17 protein-coding genes, 1 pseudogene and 1 riboswitch are annotated in these 16,208 nt (G+C 38.1%); of the genes and pseudogenes, 7 read left to right on the top strand and 11 right to left on the bottom strand.

Annotated elements, in window-relative coordinates:
* Positions 1-115: 115 nt before the first annotated feature.
* Both secD and secF read left to right on the top strand, forming a co-directional pair.
* A complete protein-coding gene (gene secD / locus H4J38_RS13120) occupies positions 116-1,963 on the top strand; it encodes a protein translocase subunit SecD (RefSeq protein WP_182132272.1) in 1,848 nt (615 codons plus the stop codon).
* A gap of 16 nt (positions 1,964-1,979) precedes the next feature.
* Entirely contained in the window at positions 1,980-2,927 is a 948-nt protein-coding gene (gene secF, locus H4J38_RS13115; protein ID WP_182132271.1) for a protein translocase subunit SecF, read from the top strand.
* Positions 2,928-3,512: 585 nt separating this feature from the next.
* On the opposite strand, the gene bfr (H4J38_RS13110) is transcribed toward secF, so the two are convergent.
* From bfr (H4J38_RS13110) to H4J38_RS13100, 3 genes are all read right to left on the bottom strand, one after another.
* Complete coding sequence (gene bfr / locus H4J38_RS13110) at positions 3,513-3,980, bottom strand: bacterioferritin (protein WP_182132270.1); 468 nt, start codon at positions 3,978-3,980, stop codon at positions 3,513-3,515.
* Positions 3,981-4,016: 36 nt separating this feature from the next.
* On the bottom strand, positions 4,017-4,481 hold the full coding sequence (gene bfr, locus H4J38_RS13105; protein WP_182132269.1) for a bacterioferritin: 465 nt from the start codon (positions 4,479-4,481) through the stop codon (positions 4,017-4,019).
* A 153-nt stretch (positions 4,482-4,634) separates the two neighbouring features.
* Positions 4,635-4,829, bottom strand: coding sequence for a bacterioferritin-associated ferredoxin (locus H4J38_RS13100; protein WP_182132268.1), 195 nt, complete (start codon positions 4,827-4,829; stop codon positions 4,635-4,637).
* Between the two features lie 280 nt (positions 4,830-5,109).
* Here H4J38_RS13100 and H4J38_RS13095 point away from each other — a divergent pair, with 280 nt between their 5' ends.
* The 3 genes from H4J38_RS13095 (at position 5,110) to arsJ (ending at position 7,825) form a co-directional block, all read left to right on the top strand.
* Entirely contained in the window at positions 5,110-5,460 is a 351-nt protein-coding gene (locus H4J38_RS13095; protein WP_182132267.1) for a metalloregulator ArsR/SmtB family transcription factor, read from the top strand.
* A gap of 78 nt (positions 5,461-5,538) precedes the next feature.
* Positions 5,539-6,564, top strand: coding sequence for an ArsJ-associated glyceraldehyde-3-phosphate dehydrogenase (locus H4J38_RS13090; protein WP_182132266.1), 1,026 nt, complete (start codon positions 5,539-5,541; stop codon positions 6,562-6,564).
* A gap of 16 nt (positions 6,565-6,580) precedes the next feature.
* The gene (gene arsJ / locus H4J38_RS13085) at positions 6,581-7,825 is read left to right on the top strand and encodes an organoarsenical effux MFS transporter ArsJ (RefSeq protein ID WP_182132265.1); all 1,245 of its coding nucleotides are present in this window, start codon (positions 6,581-6,583) and stop codon (positions 7,823-7,825) included.
* A gap of 10 nt (positions 7,826-7,835) precedes the next feature.
* Here arsJ and H4J38_RS13080 read toward each other — a convergent pair whose 3' ends face one another.
* The 3 genes from H4J38_RS13080 to can form a co-directional block, all read right to left on the bottom strand.
* Entirely contained in the window at positions 7,836-8,468 is a 633-nt protein-coding gene (locus H4J38_RS13080; protein WP_182132264.1) for a sulfotransferase family protein, read from the bottom strand.
* A gap of 102 nt (positions 8,469-8,570) precedes the next feature.
* Positions 8,571-9,320, bottom strand: a complete 750-nt coding sequence (locus tag H4J38_RS13075; protein ID WP_182132263.1) for an ABC transporter substrate-binding protein — start codon at positions 9,318-9,320, stop codon at positions 8,571-8,573.
* A gap of 306 nt (positions 9,321-9,626) precedes the next feature.
* Positions 9,627-10,229 carry a carbonate dehydratase gene (can, locus tag H4J38_RS13070; RefSeq protein WP_182132262.1) on the bottom strand — a complete coding sequence of 201 codons (603 nt, stop codon included), beginning with the start codon at positions 10,227-10,229 and terminating at the stop codon, positions 9,627-9,629.
* A gap of 176 nt (positions 10,230-10,405) precedes the next feature.
* Here can and H4J38_RS13065 point away from each other — a divergent pair.
* Positions 10,406-10,683, top strand: a pseudogene (locus H4J38_RS13065) (peptidylprolyl isomerase).
* Between the two features lie 30 nt (positions 10,684-10,713).
* Here H4J38_RS13065 and H4J38_RS13060 read toward each other — a convergent pair.
* The gene (locus H4J38_RS13060; RefSeq protein ID WP_182132261.1) at positions 10,714-10,881 is read right to left on the bottom strand and encodes a DUF2897 family protein; all 168 of its coding nucleotides are present in this window, start codon (positions 10,879-10,881) and stop codon (positions 10,714-10,716) included.
* A 205-nt stretch (positions 10,882-11,086) separates the two neighbouring features.
* Here H4J38_RS13060 and H4J38_RS13055 point away from each other — a divergent pair, with 205 nt between their 5' ends.
* Complete coding sequence (locus tag H4J38_RS13055) at positions 11,087-12,253, top strand: methyl-accepting chemotaxis protein (RefSeq protein WP_182132260.1); 1,167 nt, start codon at positions 11,087-11,089, stop codon at positions 12,251-12,253.
* A gap of 104 nt (positions 12,254-12,357) precedes the next feature.
* Here H4J38_RS13055 and H4J38_RS13050 read toward each other — a convergent pair whose 3' ends face one another.
* Genes H4J38_RS13050 through H4J38_RS13035 form a run of 4 tightly spaced genes read right to left on the bottom strand, consistent with a single transcriptional unit; the run spans position 12,358 to position 15,741 of the window.
* Positions 12,358-13,251, bottom strand: coding sequence for a cobalamin-binding protein (locus H4J38_RS13050; protein WP_182132259.1), 894 nt, complete (start codon positions 13,249-13,251; stop codon positions 12,358-12,360).
* Positions 13,252-13,283: 32 nt separating this feature from the next.
* The gene (gene cobO / locus H4J38_RS13045) at positions 13,284-13,889 is read right to left on the bottom strand and encodes a cob(I)yrinic acid a,c-diamide adenosyltransferase (RefSeq protein ID WP_182132258.1); all 606 of its coding nucleotides are present in this window, start codon (positions 13,887-13,889) and stop codon (positions 13,284-13,286) included.
* A 5-nt stretch (positions 13,890-13,894) separates the two neighbouring features.
* Entirely contained in the window at positions 13,895-14,896 is a 1,002-nt protein-coding gene (locus tag H4J38_RS13040; RefSeq protein WP_182132332.1) for an iron ABC transporter permease, read from the bottom strand.
* Between the two features lie 2 nt (positions 14,897-14,898).
* A complete protein-coding gene (locus tag H4J38_RS13035) occupies positions 14,899-15,741 on the bottom strand; it encodes an ABC transporter ATP-binding protein (protein ID WP_182132257.1) in 843 nt (280 codons plus the stop codon).
* Between the two features lie 196 nt (positions 15,742-15,937).
* Positions 15,938-16,083, bottom strand: a riboswitch (cobalamin riboswitch).
* Positions 16,084-16,208: the final 125 nt, after the last annotated feature.

Here is a 16,208-nt window from a genome sequence, read left to right as displayed (position 1 = left end):
TTGATAATCATCAGTACACACTTTCGCATAACTATAACAAAAAATTCTAACAAACTTTTACGCGATAATTCAGTTTAGTATTATCGCGTAATTCAAAAGAAAATAGGGTGATATTGTGTTAAACAAATATCCATTATGGAAAACATTGATGGTGCTATTAATAGTTGCTGTTGGTGCTTTGTATGCGTCTCCTAACCTTTATGGTGAAGATCCTGCAGTACAAATTTCTGGCTTGCGCGGTATTGAAACAAACGCAGCAACGCTAGATGTAGTTAAGTCTCACTTAGATGGCAAGGAAATTTCCTACGCAAGTATCGTCATGGAAGGCGGCCAAATATTAGCTCGATTCCGTGATACAGAACAACAATTGCGCGCACGTGATTTACTTGACGATAATATGGGCGATGAATATTCAGTAGCCTTAAACTTAACACCTGCAACGCCTAAGTGGTTAGCAAGCATTGGTGGAACGCCAATGAAGTTAGGTTTAGATTTAAGTGGCGGAGTGAGCTTCCTAATGGAAGTAAACATGAAAGAAGCCATTAATAAGGCGCAAGAAAGTTTAGTTGACGATTTTCGTAGTGACTTACGTAGCGAAAAAATTCGTTATCGCTCAGTGAAAAAAGTTGATGATGCCGTTAAAATTCAATTTCGTAATGCTGAAGATCTAGTAAGTGCAGAAACTTATTTAGATAAACAAAACCCTGATTTATTGTTTGTTAGTGATGAGGGTAACTTAACGTTATCCGCTAAAATGACTGAACAAAAGCTAAAAGAAACTCGTGAATATGCACTGCAACAAAACATCACCATTATTCGTAATCGTGTTAATGAGCTAGGTGTTGCTGAGCCGCTAGTACAACGCCAAGGTCAAAAGCATATTGTTATTGAATTACCGGGCGTTCAAGATACCGCGAAAGCAAAAGAAATATTAAATGCTACCGCTACTATTGAATTTCGCTTAGTTGATACTGACGGTGATTTAGGTGCTGCACTTAATGGTCGTGTGCCGGGAAGTTCTCAATTACTAAAAGAGCGTAACGGCAAACCTGTTTTATTGAAAAAACGCGTGATGCTAACCGGTGATCATATTGTTGATGCGGGTTCAAGTTTTGATGAATATAGTCGTCCGCAAGTTAATATTACTTTGGATTCTGCCGGCGGTAGTAAAATGTCGAACGGTACCAAAAACAGTATTGGTAAGCCAATGGCAACGGTATTTATAGAATACAAGCCAACGGATCGCGTTGATGCTGAAGGCAATACTATTTTTGAGAAAATCGAAGAAGTGATCAGTGTTGCAACTATTCAAGCGCGTTTAGGTAAAACCTTCCGAATTACCGGTGCAGGTAGTCAATCTGAAGCCCATAACTTAGCACTATTACTTAGAGCGGGTGCTTTGATTGCGCCAATTCAAATTGTTGAAGAGCGCACTGTAGGGCCAACATTAGGTGCTGAAAACGTTCAACTGGGTTTCCATGCTATTTTGATGGGCTTTGGTCTTGTTTTCTTGTTTATGTTGGTTTATTACCGTGCTTTTGGTGTGGTGGCAAACTTAGCCTTGGGCGCGAACTTAGTCTTGATTATTGGTGTTATGTCTATGATCCCAGGTGCAACATTAACCTTACCTGGTATGGCAGGGATAGTGTTAACAGTTGGTATGGCCGTTGATGCTAACGTCCTTATTTTTGAGCGTATTCGTGAAGAAATGCGTGCAGGTAAGTCAATTCAACAGTCAATTCATCAAGGTTATGACGCTGCGTTTTCAACCATTATTGATGCTAACATCACCACGTTAATTGCTGCCTTGATTTTATTTGCCGTCGGCACAGGCCCAATTAAAGGTTTCGCGGTAACATTATCAATCGGTATTATAACGTCAATGTTTACTGCTGTTATTGGTACTCGTACTGTCGTTAACGCTGTTTGGGGTGGTAAACGTCTCGATAAATTGTCTATATAGGTAGGGCTTCAATATTATGCAAATTTTACAATTAAAAGATACTGTTGCCTTTATGCGCTACCGCAAGGTAGCGGTGATATTTAGTATTATACTAATGGCGGCTTCGGTTGTTTCATTGGCAACAAATAAACTCAATTTCGGTTTAGATTTTACCGGTGGTACCTTAATCGAAGTTGGTTTTGAAGACTCAGCAGATCTAACCAAAATCCGTAGCATTATGGATTCAAACGGCTTTGATGATGCGGTTGTGCAGCTATACGGTTCAAGCCGTGATGTGGTGATACGTTTAGCAACCCGTGAAGATGTAAAAGCAGAAATGCTAGGTAACCAAGTACTGGACGTTCTACAAGCAGGTACAGGGCAAACCATTGATATGCGTCGTATCGAGTTTGTTGGTGCGAGTGTCGGAGATGAGCTAGCAGAGCAGGGTGGCTTAGCTATGTTAACCGCGCTTATCTGTATTTTAGTTTATGTCGCGTTTCGCTTTGAATGGCGTTTTGCTTTAGGTTCAGTTATCGCGCTATTTCATGATGTATTGTTAACCTTAGGTTTATTCTCTATTTTACAACTAGAGTTCGACTTAACGGTATTGGCGGCAATACTTGCGGTAATAGGTTACTCGCTGAACGATACGATAGTGGTCTCGGATCGTATTCGAGAAAACTTCAGAAAAGTGCGTGTTGGTACCCCTGAAGATGTGATTAATATTTCTTTAACACAAACCTTATCGCGTACCATAATTACCTCAATCACCACTTTATTAGTACTTTCAGCTTTGTTCTTTAAAGGTGGCGCACTAATTCATGGTTTTGCTACGGCATTACTCTTGGGTGTTTTTGTTGGTACTTATTCATCTGTTTACGTTGCTAGCTCAGTTGCTTTGGCATTAGGTATTTCGAAAGAAGACTTAATCCCTGAAGTGATTGAAAAAGAAGGCGCTGATCAAGAAGAAATGAGACAGTAAAAAGCGTTATTATTTACCGTTAAATGTTTAATACGGCTCGCATTATGCGGGCCGTTTTTTTATCAATTTTTTAATTAGCTCTAAATAATACTTTGCACGGAATAGTGATTAACTTTATAACCACTTTTGGTATTCACTCAAACTACTCTGATCTCGTGATTTTTTAAGCAGTTCAATAGTACCGGTGCCGAGTAGCTCAGTTAATTTTTTGAGCATAGAGCTAGTCACCAGTAAGTAGACGATTATGATGATGGAAACTATTGACGCTATTAATAAAGAAATTCGAAATTTAAGATAGAAACTTAGCCCAGACTTTGTGCTTTCAATAAATTGGTTAGCTGCTCTGGTATAAATTGAGTATTGTTCAGCTGGAATGTTTGTATTGGTATTTATGAGCTTTCGTCTGTTTATCATTACTTGGGTCGTCATAAATTAGAATAAATTCTCTATGAATCGCCAATTTTTGTCTCTAGAGGATAATTATTCTTTATATGCAAGCGCAGTAGATATAAAAAAGCCAGCTGATAAAATAGCTGGCTTTTAATGTTTAGGATGTTTACGGCGTTTTTTAGCGTCAGTATTGGCTTATAATTGTGACTGTATGTAATTCGCTAAACCTATGGTTTTAATGAGACCTAGTTGCTGTTCTAGCCAGAATGCATGGTCTACTTCGGTATCATCAAGCAGCTTTTCAAGTATTTCACGTGTAACGTAATCTTTTTCTTGTTCGCATAACGCAATAGCGGCTCTAAGTGATTTTGCGACGGCATATTCCACATCTAAATCGCTTTGCAGCATTTCAGGTACTGTTTTGCCAATATTTAAGCCTGGACGGGTTTGCATGTCAGGTATGCCTTCTAAAAATAGAATACGCTGAATAAGCATTGATGCGTGCAATTTTTCATCGTCAAACTCGTGGCTGATACGTTCGAATAGCTTATTAATGCCCCAGTCTTCATACATACTTGAATGAATGAAGTATTGGTCCATTGCGGCTAGTTCATAGGCGAGTAGGCCGTTTAATGCAGAAATAATTTGGGTATTACCTTTCATTTTATTTTCCTTCTAATAGGTCTAGCTTAAGCCGTTTTATAACTGTGCCTGAATGAATTTTTCAATACCCATAGCATCAATTTGGTATTGCTGAGTTTCCAGCCAATCTAAATGCTCCTCTTCATCATTCAATATGGTATCTAACATTTCGCGACTTACGTAATCTTGTTCTTGTTCACAAATAGTAATGGCGTTTCTTACTACCGCAATTTGCGCTGTTTGAAAGCTAACATCACAGCCGATCATTTCTTGGGTATGTTCGCCGATAGAAAGAGGCGCTAATTGTTGTAAGTTAGGTAAACCTTCGAGAAATAATATACGCTCAATAACTTTGTCAGCTTGCTTCATATCAAGAATCGATTTTTTATAGCACTTACTGTTTAACGCATTAATGCCCCAGTTTTTATACATGCGGGCGTGAAGAAAGTATTGGTTAATTGATGTTAGTTCACTGGTGAGTACTTTGTTAAGTATTGTTAGAACTGTTGCGTTGCCTTTCATAGAGCCTCAAATTTAAGCGGATTAAATATTGACTGTAATTATAGAAAGAAACGACGAGAATGCAAAGGGTATATTATAAAAAACATTTAAAAACAACAGCTTGAGAATGTTAATCGTTATCAGTTGCAGTCAGGTTTATAAGGTAGTGGTATTTTAGCCTACTTCTTTAAATAAGCTTTCATTGATAATAGTGTTATCAATGATGTTTTGAGCGACTTTAACACAAGTGCCACACTGAGAACCTAACGGTAAGTGCTGCTTTAGCTCACGTATAGAACCGACACCTGATTCAGTGACTAATTGTTTAATTTGATGATCTGTGATGCCTTTGCAAATACAAACAAACATGTAAAAAATTCGCTAGTGATTGATAACGCGATTGATAATAGTTCTTATTTAAGTTCGTTTCAAGAATTAATTTGCGCTTTTTATTAGAAGCTTGAAAAATAGGATAATTTAATTCACTAAGAAGTGTTTTACGATTTAATCAAGTGCTGTAACTCATACCATTTTAATTGGTTTGCATAATAATGAGATAGTTTATAATAAATTAGTTATATAACTATTTAGTTATGCATTGAGTTAAGTTATGATTATCTACATTGTGTATTAACCTGACGAGCAGTGAATGAACCCTACTGAGTTTTATAAAAATTTGGCTGATGATACCCGTCTTAAATCTATATTGCTGATTGCTAAAAAAGGTGAACTTTGTGTTTGTGAACTAATGACAGCGCTTGCTGAGCCTAGTCAACCAAAAATATCTCGACATTTAGCGGTGTTAAAAAACTCAGGCGTGTTATTAACCCGAAAACAAAAACAGTGGGTGTTTTATACCATTAACGCTGACATACCTGCCTGGGCACAACAGGTTATAACCTTAACTTTAGAAGAAAATATAGGTTTTATTACTCCGAATTTGCAAGCTTTAGAAATTATGGGCGACAGACCCGAACGAATTGCTAGTTGTTGTGAGTAGGTGAAACAAAACTCAAATGGCAGGCTTACATAAAGAGTTTATGTGATTAAAAAATAAATTTTTGACAGGAAAATTATCATGACAATTAAAATAGGTATTAACGGTTTTGGCCGTATTGGACGCTTATCGATGCGTGTGGCATATGGCTGGGATGATGTTGAAATTATCAAAATCAACGATCCTGCTGGCAACGCGGAAACCTTAGCTCATTTACTTAATTTTGACTCAGTTCACGGCATTTGGCAGCATCAGGCAGAGCATTCAGCAAAAAATATAGTTATCAATGGCAAGGAAATTATCTGTAGCCAAAATAAAAATATTGCAGACACTGATTGGTCAGACTGTGATGTAGTTATTGAAGCAACGGGTGTGATGAAGTCTAAAGCGTTACTGCAAGCCTATTTAGAACAAGGCGTAAAGCGTGTAGTAGTTACTGCGCCAGTGAAAGAAGATGGCGTATTAAACATTGTAATGGGCGTTAATGATGACCAATACCATGCGGATAAACATCCTATAGTAACGGCGGCATCTTGCACCACTAATTGTCTTGCGCCTGTAGTAAAAGTTATTCATGAAAGTATAGGCATTAAGCATGGTTCGATGACCACCATACATAATATTACTAATACCCAAACCATATTGGATGCACCGCATAAAGATTTACGCCGTGCTCGAGCTTGCTCAATGAGTTTGATCCCGACCACTACGGGTTCTGCAACAGCTATTACGCATATATTCCCTGAACTTAAAGGTAAACTTAATGGCCATGCCGTACGTGTACCCTTGGCTAACGCGTCAATTACTGATTGTGTTTTCGAGCTTGAACGAGCAACAACTGAGCAAGAGGTAAATGACTATTTAAAAGTGGCTGCAAATGGCGAACTAAAAGATATTTTAGGTTTTGAACAGCGACCACTAGTTTCTATTGATTATAAAACCGATCCCCGTTCGTGCATAATCGATGCACCTTCAACTATGGTCGTTAATGGCACACAAGTGAAACTTTATGTTTGGTATGACAATGAATGGGGTTACGCAAATCGTACGGCAGAAATCGCTCGTATGGTAGGTCGCTCTGATCTAGATATCAAAACTAAAAGCTAACGGTAGACTTGCATAAATGAAAGTATTCAGCGGTTTATCAGCACAAGTAAAACAGTATCTAATTATTACTGGAAATTATTGGGCATTTACCCTAACTGACGGTGCGCTGCGCATGTTAGTTGTGCTGTACTTTCATCAGCTGGGTTATAGCCCGCTGAGTATTGCTATGTTGTTTTTGTTCTACGAAATTTTTGGCGTAATCACTAATTTAGTTGGTGGTTGGCTGGGCGCTAGAATTGGCCTTAATAAAACCATGAACATAGGCTTAGCCATGCAAATACTTGCTTTGTCTATGTTACTTGTACCGACCAGTTTTCTCACTATTGCTTATGTAATGGTAGCGCAAGCCTTATCTGGTATTGCTAAAGATCTTAATAAAATGAGTGCAAAAAGCTCGATTAAACTACTTGTGCCTGCAAGTGAGAGCGGGAAGTTATATCAATGGGTAGCATTATTAACTGGCTCTAAAAACACGCTAAAAGGCATTGGTTTTTTTCTTGGTGGCATACTATTAACTTGGCTAGGTTTTACGGGCGCTATTGCGCTGATGGCATCCATGTTAACGCTAGTTTGGTTCTTTAGTCTTTTTAAGTTGCAAGCAGACTTAGGTAAAGCTAAACACAAACCTAAATTTAAAGACGTATTGTCAAAAAGCCGAGCTATTAATTTGCTCTCAGCCGCGAGGTTATTTTTATTTGCTGCCCGTGATGTTTGGTTTGTTGTCGCTTTACCCGTTTATTTAGCGTCTGAATTTGGCTGGTCGCATAGTTGGGTAGGGGGCTTTATTGCCGCTTGGATTGTGCTCTATGGTTTTATGCAAACACTGGCACCTAAATTAACAACAAAGCGTGCTGGTATGCCACCAAAAAGCAGAGATGCTGCTGTTTGGGGCGCTATACTTGTTGTTGTGCCAGCAGCTATGGCGCTTGCTTTACAGGGTGACTTTTCAGCTAAATGGGTTGTTATTGCTGGTTTGACAGTATTTGCTCTCTTATTTGCGATCAACTCTTCACTACATAGTTTTTTGATTGTTGATATAGCGGGTAAAGATGGCGTGTCACTTGATGTTGGCTTTTATTATATGGCGAATGCCTGTGGTAGGTTGCTTGGCACTGTGCTTTCAGGCTGGATTTTTCAGGCTTATGGTTTAGTTGCCTGTTTATATGTATCAGCAATTTTTATTGCTTTAGCTGTACTATTTGCTGGCTTAATTCAACCCGCTAATGGTAAGGCTTCTGAGCTATCAACTTCTGCTAAATAAACTGTGATGTTTATAAATAGGGCAGTTTGGTAACTCTACCTTTGTTGGTAGACTCAACTTTTAATTCACTTTTTATATCTTTCCAAGCGGTAACCTTACCGCCAACATTAAGTTTTTTAAAACCTAAGCCTTTCGCTTCACTGTCTTTTATATCTAAAAATTTTAAAAGTTGGGCATAGTTCTGGTTAACGCTAACATCTATCGTTAAAAGATCATCTGCTCTGTCTTGAAAGTATTCCAGAACTTGCTTTTCGTGTTGTTGGTAACACTGCGCTAAAAACTCAATATTATTGATGTTTTCTGAACTATAGGGGCTAAATATTGCTTGATAACAGCGTTTAATAATCGGGTTAAAGCCACCATCGTCGCGAATAAGGTTAACGTGCATACGAGCCAGCAACTGTCCAATTGAAGGTAGCCATTTATCCATTGTTCGGGTTAAGTATATAAACTTGGCATCAGGGTAGGCTTTATCTAAGTGTTGATAGTCACAGAATATCGGTGTATCAGCGATGACTTGTGCTTCAAAGAATGCACGTTCAGTATAAGCGGTATGAGCAACACTAAAACCTAATTCAAGCATTGCAGCACAAACACTGGTGGTGCCGGTACGGGGTAAACCAATTATAAAAATTTTGTTCATCGATATAGGATTTTAATGAGGTAAAGCACACTATTGTATGATTTGAGTGTAATAAAAACTAACGTTATTTACCGTTGTAGAAAATAAATGCATTGGCTAATATTAATGTAAACGGTCAGTATTGAGCACAGTATGCTCTGCTAGGGCAATGATTTTAGCTAATTTGCCATTGTTTTTTAACCGCTTAATGATGTTATCAACTTTACTAACGAGTGCTTGATGATCTTTATGTATGTAATGATAAAGTTTATAACCAGCCAAAGGTTCACTGATCATGATCTCTTTTTCAAGTTTTAGCTTTTTTAACACCTGAATACCATCAATATAACTAGTTAAGGCAATATCGACCTGACCTTGCTGTAATAGTTTAAACATGGCTTCTGTGGAGGGACTGTCAGAGACTTTTGGCAAGTTTTTAGTGATATTATTGGTATGCTTCACACCTCTAACGCGAGCAATTTTATAACCTGTTAAGTCTTTGGCTTTAGTAATATTTATCGTGCTGTTGCGAAGTGTAAAGGCTGAGGTAATGAAACTGTAATAAGGGGTCGGTACTCTAATTAGGTTTTTGTTCTCCGCACCATAAGACCAAATACGCATGATTTCGCCGGCTCTCTGCCCTGAGTTTGCTGCATATTGTGCGCGATTACCCGAATAAGACGTGATATTAACTTTTAGGCCTAATTCTTGATAAATAGCCGTTAAAATTATTTTACCAATTTCTTGTTCAATGAGGTATTCAATGGCGGCAAATTCATAATCTACTTGCTGGTCTGCTATCGCCTGAATTGAACGGGCATTAGCAAGAGAGCAAAAAACGAATAACACCAATAAACAAGATATCCAACGCATAGTTTTTACCTAATTATTTTATTTATTATAGACATAATAAGTAAATAGTTAAATATATTAAAATCGCAACTACTTTTCATTTCATAAATCTGCAATATTTGTGCAAGCGGATTGTCATATTGAAGCCATAATTGACTTTACTCAGGCATAAAAAATGCCACGTTGAGTAAAAAAGTCGAAACAATGATGTCGCAATGTTAATGCGAGCAAGGTCAGAGTGAACGTTTAGCTAAGCCTTTTCTATTGCTAATAATATCGTTAAGTGAACATAAAACTAAACAAGTGAGTTTTATGTTTATGTTAATACTATTTGTTGCTGTCGACTGACACTTCTAAGTCTTTTAAAATACCGTCCTGTAAATTATAAACAAAACCATGAACGGTCACATCTTGTTTTATTTTCCAAGCATTTTTTAAAATTGTGGTATTACATACGTTGGCAACTTGTTCTATAACATTTAGTTCACACAGAAGTTTTAGTCGTTCTGGCATGTCTTTAACGGCATCTAATCTAGCTTTGTTAAAGCGATAAACGTCTTTAATGTGGTGTAACCAGTTATCAATTAAACCATGGCTTTTATCATCTAAAGAGGCAATTACACCACCACAACCATAATGGCCACAGACAATAATGTGTTTGATTTTTAAAACATCAACCGCGAATTGTATAACGGAAAGACAATTTAGGTCGGTGTGAATAACTTGATTTGCAATGTTACGGTGCACAAACACTTCACCGGGTTGCATACCAAGTAACTCATTGGCGGGTACTCGTGAGTCTGAGCAACCTATCCATAAATATTCAGGATTTTGTTGTTCTGATAAATGCTTGAAAAAATTAGGATCTTCTTGCTTTATCTTTTCAGCCCACTGCTGATTATTGTCAAATAAATGCTGTATTGAACTCATGGAGGAGACAACTAAGGAAAATATACCGTGATTCTAAGTTGTTATGCTCACAAGTAAAGAAAAAACTGGTCTTATATCTACAGGTCTTTGTTTTAGTCGTCTTGTTATGCTCTTGATTAAAATTATTTACTTTGTCATGGCTATAATGCGCCATTAACAATGAATGGGATAATAATATGGCCTCTGCATGTGCCCGTCATATTTGAGTTAAAAGAGAAAATCTTGCACAAGAATTAAAGAATAAAATTGCTAAAGGTGCAGATTTTGCTCAATTAGCAAAGAAAAACTCAACTTGCCCTTCAGGTAAAAAAGGTGGGGATTTGGGTGAATTTAAACCTGGCCAAATGGTAAAACGTTCGATGATGCCGTTTTCAAAAAAGCGATACTAGCAGTACATGGTCCAATTAAACCGAAATTTGGTTATCACCTCATTCAAACCATTTACAGAAATTAAGCATTGACTAAAACTAATAGGCTATAGCAATTATTCTTGCTCTTGATCTTTTTTGATTTGCTCTGCTTTTCGGGTCTCTACTTTGTTTTTTTGCTCATCTGATAGATGAAACTTACTAGCTGATTGTTTTATCAATAAGATACCTGCGATAACAGAGCCAACTGCAATAACAATAATGAAAATACTAGTGATAGTCATATCTATATCCTTATTAGGTGAAATTTATGGTTAAGTGTTTTTTTACTATGGAATGTTTATTTAGATAAAAAAACAGATAGCTAAATAGCACAATAGCATGTAATTTATTTGTAAGCTCGGAACACGTGTAGGAGAACTTTTTCGTTCAGCACCTAAACATAAAGTAAGTTTAACAAGTCATCATAATTAAGTATTTGGAAAAAACATGTCGAATAGTCTCAGTATCAAATTATTAGTCCCTACTTTTTTTATTGGAATTATTAGTATCATCTCGTTAGTTTTTCTCGGAGAGGGTCTTAGCCAAAACGTAACGGCAATATTATTGTTAGTGATGGTGGTTGCACAAGTTGTTGTCGGTTATTTATATTCCCAGCAAAAACTTACTCAACGACTTGCACAATTACAGCAATATATTGATCAGGTTGCGAGTATTGATGAAGCACCCAGCATACTGATAAAAGATGAAAACAATGATGATTTAGCAAAGGTGACTAATGACTTATCAAAGTTCATTGCTAATTTAGCGGATGTTATTAGTGAGATTCGCAGTGAGTCAGATATCTTAAAGCAAGGGTCAGCGTCGTTAGCGGCTCAAATGGTTGGTTCGGTTAGGGCGGTTGATGAGTCAGCAAATCAAATTGAACAAATGGCGAACTCAATTGACCAAGTTGCCTTAACGTCAGCGACACTTTCTGATAGTGCAACACAGGTGAGTGAAACATCAAGCCAAGTATTAGCTATTTTAGAGCAAGGTACCAACGCTTCAAATACTAGCCAGCACACGATTGAAGCCTTCGACAGTGAAGTAACAACAATGGCCTCTGATTTAGCCTTGTTGCAAGAAGAGTGCTCACGCATTGGTTCAGTGTTAGAGGTTATCCGTGGTATTGCCGATCAAACCAATTTGCTAGCATTAAATGCCGCTATTGAAGCCGCGCGAGCCGGTGAACAGGGCCGAGGTTTCGCAGTAGTAGCCGATGAAGTGAGGGCGTTAGCACACCGTACACAAGAATCTACCGTTGAAATTCATGCCATGGTGGAAGGGTTACAAGAGAAGTCGACTAATGCGGTAAATGCGATTGGCCGTGGTCAGACTTTATCGCAAGAAAGCTTGATTCATTCAACACAAGTAGTTGATTCGCTAGAAAAAATAGGCCAAGTGTTTTCCGAAGTAGATACTTTAACATCACAAATAGCTCAAGGCACCACAGAGCAACAGCATTCAACTGCATCGATAAATGACAATATGTCGATGGTGGTAAAATTAAGTAGAGAACTTAATGCCAATTTACTATCGGTAGCAGAACTTGCAGAGATGCAGCAGCAAACAGCGGCAGAAGTTGACACAACTTTAAGCCGAATTTGTGTTTGATAAATAAAAGTATAAAAATATATAAATGATTTGAATAATAAAGGTTCGCAGTGCGAACCTTTTTTCATTTCCAGACATCTCAAACATCTTTAGCGTTATAAATACTACTCACCAATAACTTGTTGATAATACAGTCGGCTTTTCTCAGCTTGCTGACATAACTCAGTCAGAGCATGTAAACTTCGCGTCGTCATTCGATGGGCAACATCGGCATTAAGTTTAATCATTTGTTGATGTTTAACCGCTTTCAATATTGACCATTTCTGCCAATCATAAGCATCTTCATTAGCTTGTTTTGTTGATAATGGCACAATGATGACATCAATATTGGTTTGCAATATTTGTTCAATATTTACTTGTGGGTATTGAGCTTGCGCTTGATAAAATGGATTTTTGATACTACAAATGTCTAAAAACTGCTGTGGCCAACTGCCTTTGGCAATGGTGGTTAGTGGTCGAGACCAAACTTCGTAAAAGCCAGTGAGTGGTGCTTTATTACCATATTGCTTTTTAATCTTGTCTAAATCAGTTAAAAACTTAGTGGCAACACGATCAGCTTGTTCAGTGTGACCTGAGAGCTTACCAAATGAACGTACTTCGTTAGCTAAATCTTCAAAACTATCGGGTTGTGAATAAACCACATTAAAGCCTAGTTGTTTAATGCGCGCTAAATCATCACTGGGATTACCACTTCTCCAGGCAATAATTAAGTCGGGTTGTAATTCAATTACTCGCTCTAACTGAATACGCGATGCACTGCCGATCTTTGGGATTTTCTTTGCTGCAAGTGGGTAATCTGCGTAATCTGTAGTGGCGATGATTTGATCACCAGCCCCTATTTTAAACAGTATTTCAACAATGTGCGGAGAGAGTGCAATGATGCGGGGTTTAGGCACATCACTAACCGCGGTATTATTAACATTTTTACTACTTGCTTGTGCGCCTGCTGCATAAGTGAAGCTCATTAAAACTATGACTAGAGAGCGGATTATTTTCATTAACATTCCATTTGTTATTGCAGCCAAGTCGGCTACCAATCAATACCTTTTTGTGCTTTTATACCATTATCAAATGCATGCTTGAGGGGTTGTACTTCACTAACCGTATCGGCAAGTTCGATAATACTGCGATGGCAAGCACGGCCCGTGATAATGACATGTTGCATCGCAGGGCGGTTAACTATAGCTTCAATCACTTCATCTAAATCTAAATACTTGAATGACAACATATAAGTTAATTCATCAAGGAGAACTACGTCGACACTTTCATCTTTTAGCAAACGTTTTGCCTCGTTCCATACTTTCGTTGCGGCGGCAATATCTTTTGATTTATCTTGAGTATCCCAAGTAAACCCCGTTGCCATTACGTGAAACTCAACACCATTGTTTTCTAATAAGTTACGTTCACCGCAAGCCCAATCACCTTTGATGAATTGTAATGCCGCGGCTTTATAGCCGTGGCCAACAGCGCGAGCGAGTGTGCCAAAGCCTGAGGTTGATTTGCCTTTACCGTTGCCGGTAATAACAATAAGTAAACCGCGCTCTTCTTGAGCTGAATCAATACGGGCATCAACTTTGTCTTTAAGGCGTTGCATGCGCTCTTGGTGTTTTTGAGTTTTATCTGCATCTGTTGTCATGTGAGTTATCCTGTTTTACGAGTGCGATACATAATCGCTAAAAAGAAAATACTGCCAATGGCTGAAGTAATGATTCCAATGGGAATTTCGACATTGCTCAGGGCACTGCGCGCTGCAACATCAACCCAAATTAAAAAACAGCCGCCGACTAACGCTGAACCAATAATTAACGGCATGGTTGTAACGCCAACCAGTTGCCTAACAATATGTGGGATCATCAAACCAACAAAACCAATACCACCGCAATAAGCAACAATGGTGGCGGTAACCGCTGCGCATAAAGCTAAAAGAATTAAGCGTAGTTTATCAACATTAACGCCAAGGCTTGCCGCGCTTTCATCGCCGAGTAATAGCGCGTCTATTTGTCTATGTAAGGCAAAAATAGTCAGTAAAGTTATTAATACCATGGCACCGATCAAGTAAAAGTGAAACATTTCAACACGCGTTAAACTGCCCATTAACCAAAAAATTACGCGGTTGGTAGCGAACGGATCACCAAGATACAGAATAAAGTGACTGATAGAACCCAGCATGAATGAAACCGCCACGCCGGTTAATAGTAAATGGCTCATATTACGCAGTAAAGTTGCGATACCAAAAACGATGACCACAGAAAATAATGCGCCCAAAAATGCCGCCAACGGCAATGCAAGCGACTGTTGATCGTTTAATACTAAGGTGGCTATGGTTGCCCCTAAACCTGCACCAGAAATAATGCCGAATAAATAAGGGTCGGCAAGCGGGTTGCGAGTTACATTTTGCAATATGGCCCCGGCACAAGCTAAACCCATGCCAGCCACTAAACCGACTAAAACACGTGGAATACGTATTTGCCAAATCACCATGTCGTGCATAGGTGAAGCACATTCATTAACTACACATTGAAATATATCAGTACTTGTTATTGTTGCTGGTCCATAGGTAATTGAGAGAATACTGGAGAAAATAGTAAAAATAATTAGGCCTGAAAATACCCAAGAATTTTTACCTTTAATGGCACTAATCATTCTCACGAGTATTCACCTTTACTGGAATTCAACAAGGGTGAATTAAGTGCTGACGGATTATTCATCGAGGTATCACAAGCGGGATAAAAATAGACTCTAGGTACGCCAGAATGTAATTCGTTGTCTCGATGACAAGGCAATCCAAAAACTTTCGTGAGTAGCTCAGGTTTTAACACTTGATCAACACTATTGTCGCTAACCAAGTTGCCTTTATCTAACAACAGTAATCTATTGCAGTAATGTGCGGCAAGGTTGAGGTCATGTATGGTCATAATTACGGTAATGTTTAACGCTTTAACCAGTTGTAATATTTGGTGTTGATAGAAAATATCTAAGTGATTAGTGGGTTCATCAAGCACTAATATTTTTGCTTTTTGAACTAAGGCTTTAGCGATTAATACTCGCTGTTGTTCACCGCCAGATAAGGTGTTAAAAAACTTAGCCTGGCTGGAGGCTAAACCGACTTTTTCTAACGCGAGCATAATGTTTTTTTTATCATCATTGTTGTCGCTAGCAAAAAGGGCTTTATAGGGCAGTAAGCCCATTCTAACCACATCATAAACTTTTAAATCAAATATCGGTGGTGCGTTTTGTACCACTAAAGCGAATATTTGCGCTAATTCATGGGGTCTATAATGTGTTAGTGCTTTATTTTTTAGTTTAATGCTCCCTTGCCAGTTTTTATATTGGTTTAGTAAGCACTTTAGAAGTGAGGTTTTACCTGCGCCATTGGGGCCAATAATGCCGATAATATCGCCGCTGGTAACGTCAAATGAAATATTATTGAGAATATCTTGTTTTTCAACTGACCAGGACACGGATTCAACACTGAGTAATTTTGACATTAAAGGTAGCTCAGCTTAATGCACACTAGGTGTGAAATATTTTTAATAATGTGCAATATGGTTATTTTCATTGCTGCCTAAAAGTTAATTCAAAAGCTTATAAAGAATAATGAAACTAAGGCGAGACAATAGTATACAAATGTCTTGTAGACAGTGTAACTCGCGTGTATTCCCGCACGGTGTTAACATTATTAGTTAGGTGTAAAGTTTTGATACTAGGTGTCCTGACTTATAGCTTTTAACCTGAAGCTATTTACAGTTGCGGGTACAGTCACGGCTTTAAATCGTGTTCCCTATAAATCAGCCAAAAAATAACAATGCAATTTCTGGCTAAAAGTATCATCTATTAAGCGGGTGATTTTACGGTTAAGTATACTGCTTTACAATGAAAACCTTGCAGTGGTGTCTGGGAGGCTATACAACACACGTAAAAAAAGGAGCCGAAGCTCCTTTTTAGTTTTCTAGTA

Origin of the sequence: Colwellia sp. BRX10-3 (assembly GCF_014077505.1) — a bacterium.
Taxonomy (GTDB): domain Bacteria; phylum Pseudomonadota; class Gammaproteobacteria; order Enterobacterales; family Alteromonadaceae; genus Cognaticolwellia.
The sequence above is the reverse complement of the archived record's forward strand: the minus strand, read 5'-3'. Positions and strand labels throughout refer to the sequence as shown.

Coding starts and splice junctions, on each gene's coding strand:
- H4J38_RS13060 (WP_182132261.1), bottom strand. CDS start 10,881: ATGACTATCACTAGTATTTTCATTATTGTTATTGCAGTTGGCTCTGTT.
- H4J38_RS13095 (WP_182132267.1), top strand. CDS start 5,110: ATGAACCCTACTGAGTTTTATAAAAATTTGGCTGATGATACCCGTCTT.
- secF (WP_182132271.1), top strand. CDS start 1,980: ATGCAAATTTTACAATTAAAAGATACTGTTGCCTTTATGCGCTACCGC.
- H4J38_RS13040 (WP_182132332.1), bottom strand. CDS start 14,896: ATGATTAGTGCCATTAAAGGTAAAAATTCTTGGGTATTTTCAGGCCTA.
- bfr (WP_182132269.1), bottom strand. CDS start 4,481: ATGAAAGGCAACGCAACAGTTCTAACAATACTTAACAAAGTACTCACC.
- arsJ (WP_182132265.1), top strand. CDS start 6,581: ATGAAAGTATTCAGCGGTTTATCAGCACAAGTAAAACAGTATCTAATT.
- H4J38_RS13035 (WP_182132257.1), bottom strand. CDS start 15,741: ATGTCAAAATTACTCAGTGTTGAATCCGTGTCCTGGTCAGTTGAAAAA.
- H4J38_RS13050 (WP_182132259.1), bottom strand. CDS start 13,251: ATGAAAATAATCCGCTCTCTAGTCATAGTTTTAATGAGCTTCACTTAT.
- H4J38_RS13075 (WP_182132263.1), bottom strand. CDS start 9,320: ATGCGTTGGATATCTTGTTTATTGGTGTTATTCGTTTTTTGCTCTCTT.
- can (WP_182132262.1), bottom strand. CDS start 10,229: ATGAGTTCAATACAGCATTTATTTGACAATAATCAGCAGTGGGCTGAA.
- bfr (WP_182132270.1), bottom strand. CDS start 3,980: ATGAAAGGTAATACCCAAATTATTTCTGCATTAAACGGCCTACTCGCC.
- H4J38_RS13080 (WP_182132264.1), bottom strand. CDS start 8,468: ATGAACAAAATTTTTATAATTGGTTTACCCCGTACCGGCACCACCAGT.
- cobO (WP_182132258.1), bottom strand. CDS start 13,889: ATGACAACAGATGCAGATAAAACTCAAAAACACCAAGAGCGCATGCAA.
- H4J38_RS13055 (WP_182132260.1), top strand. CDS start 11,087: ATGTCGAATAGTCTCAGTATCAAATTATTAGTCCCTACTTTTTTTATT.
- H4J38_RS13100 (WP_182132268.1), bottom strand. CDS start 4,829: ATGTTTGTTTGTATTTGCAAAGGCATCACAGATCATCAAATTAAACAA.
- H4J38_RS13090 (WP_182132266.1), top strand. CDS start 5,539: ATGACAATTAAAATAGGTATTAACGGTTTTGGCCGTATTGGACGCTTA.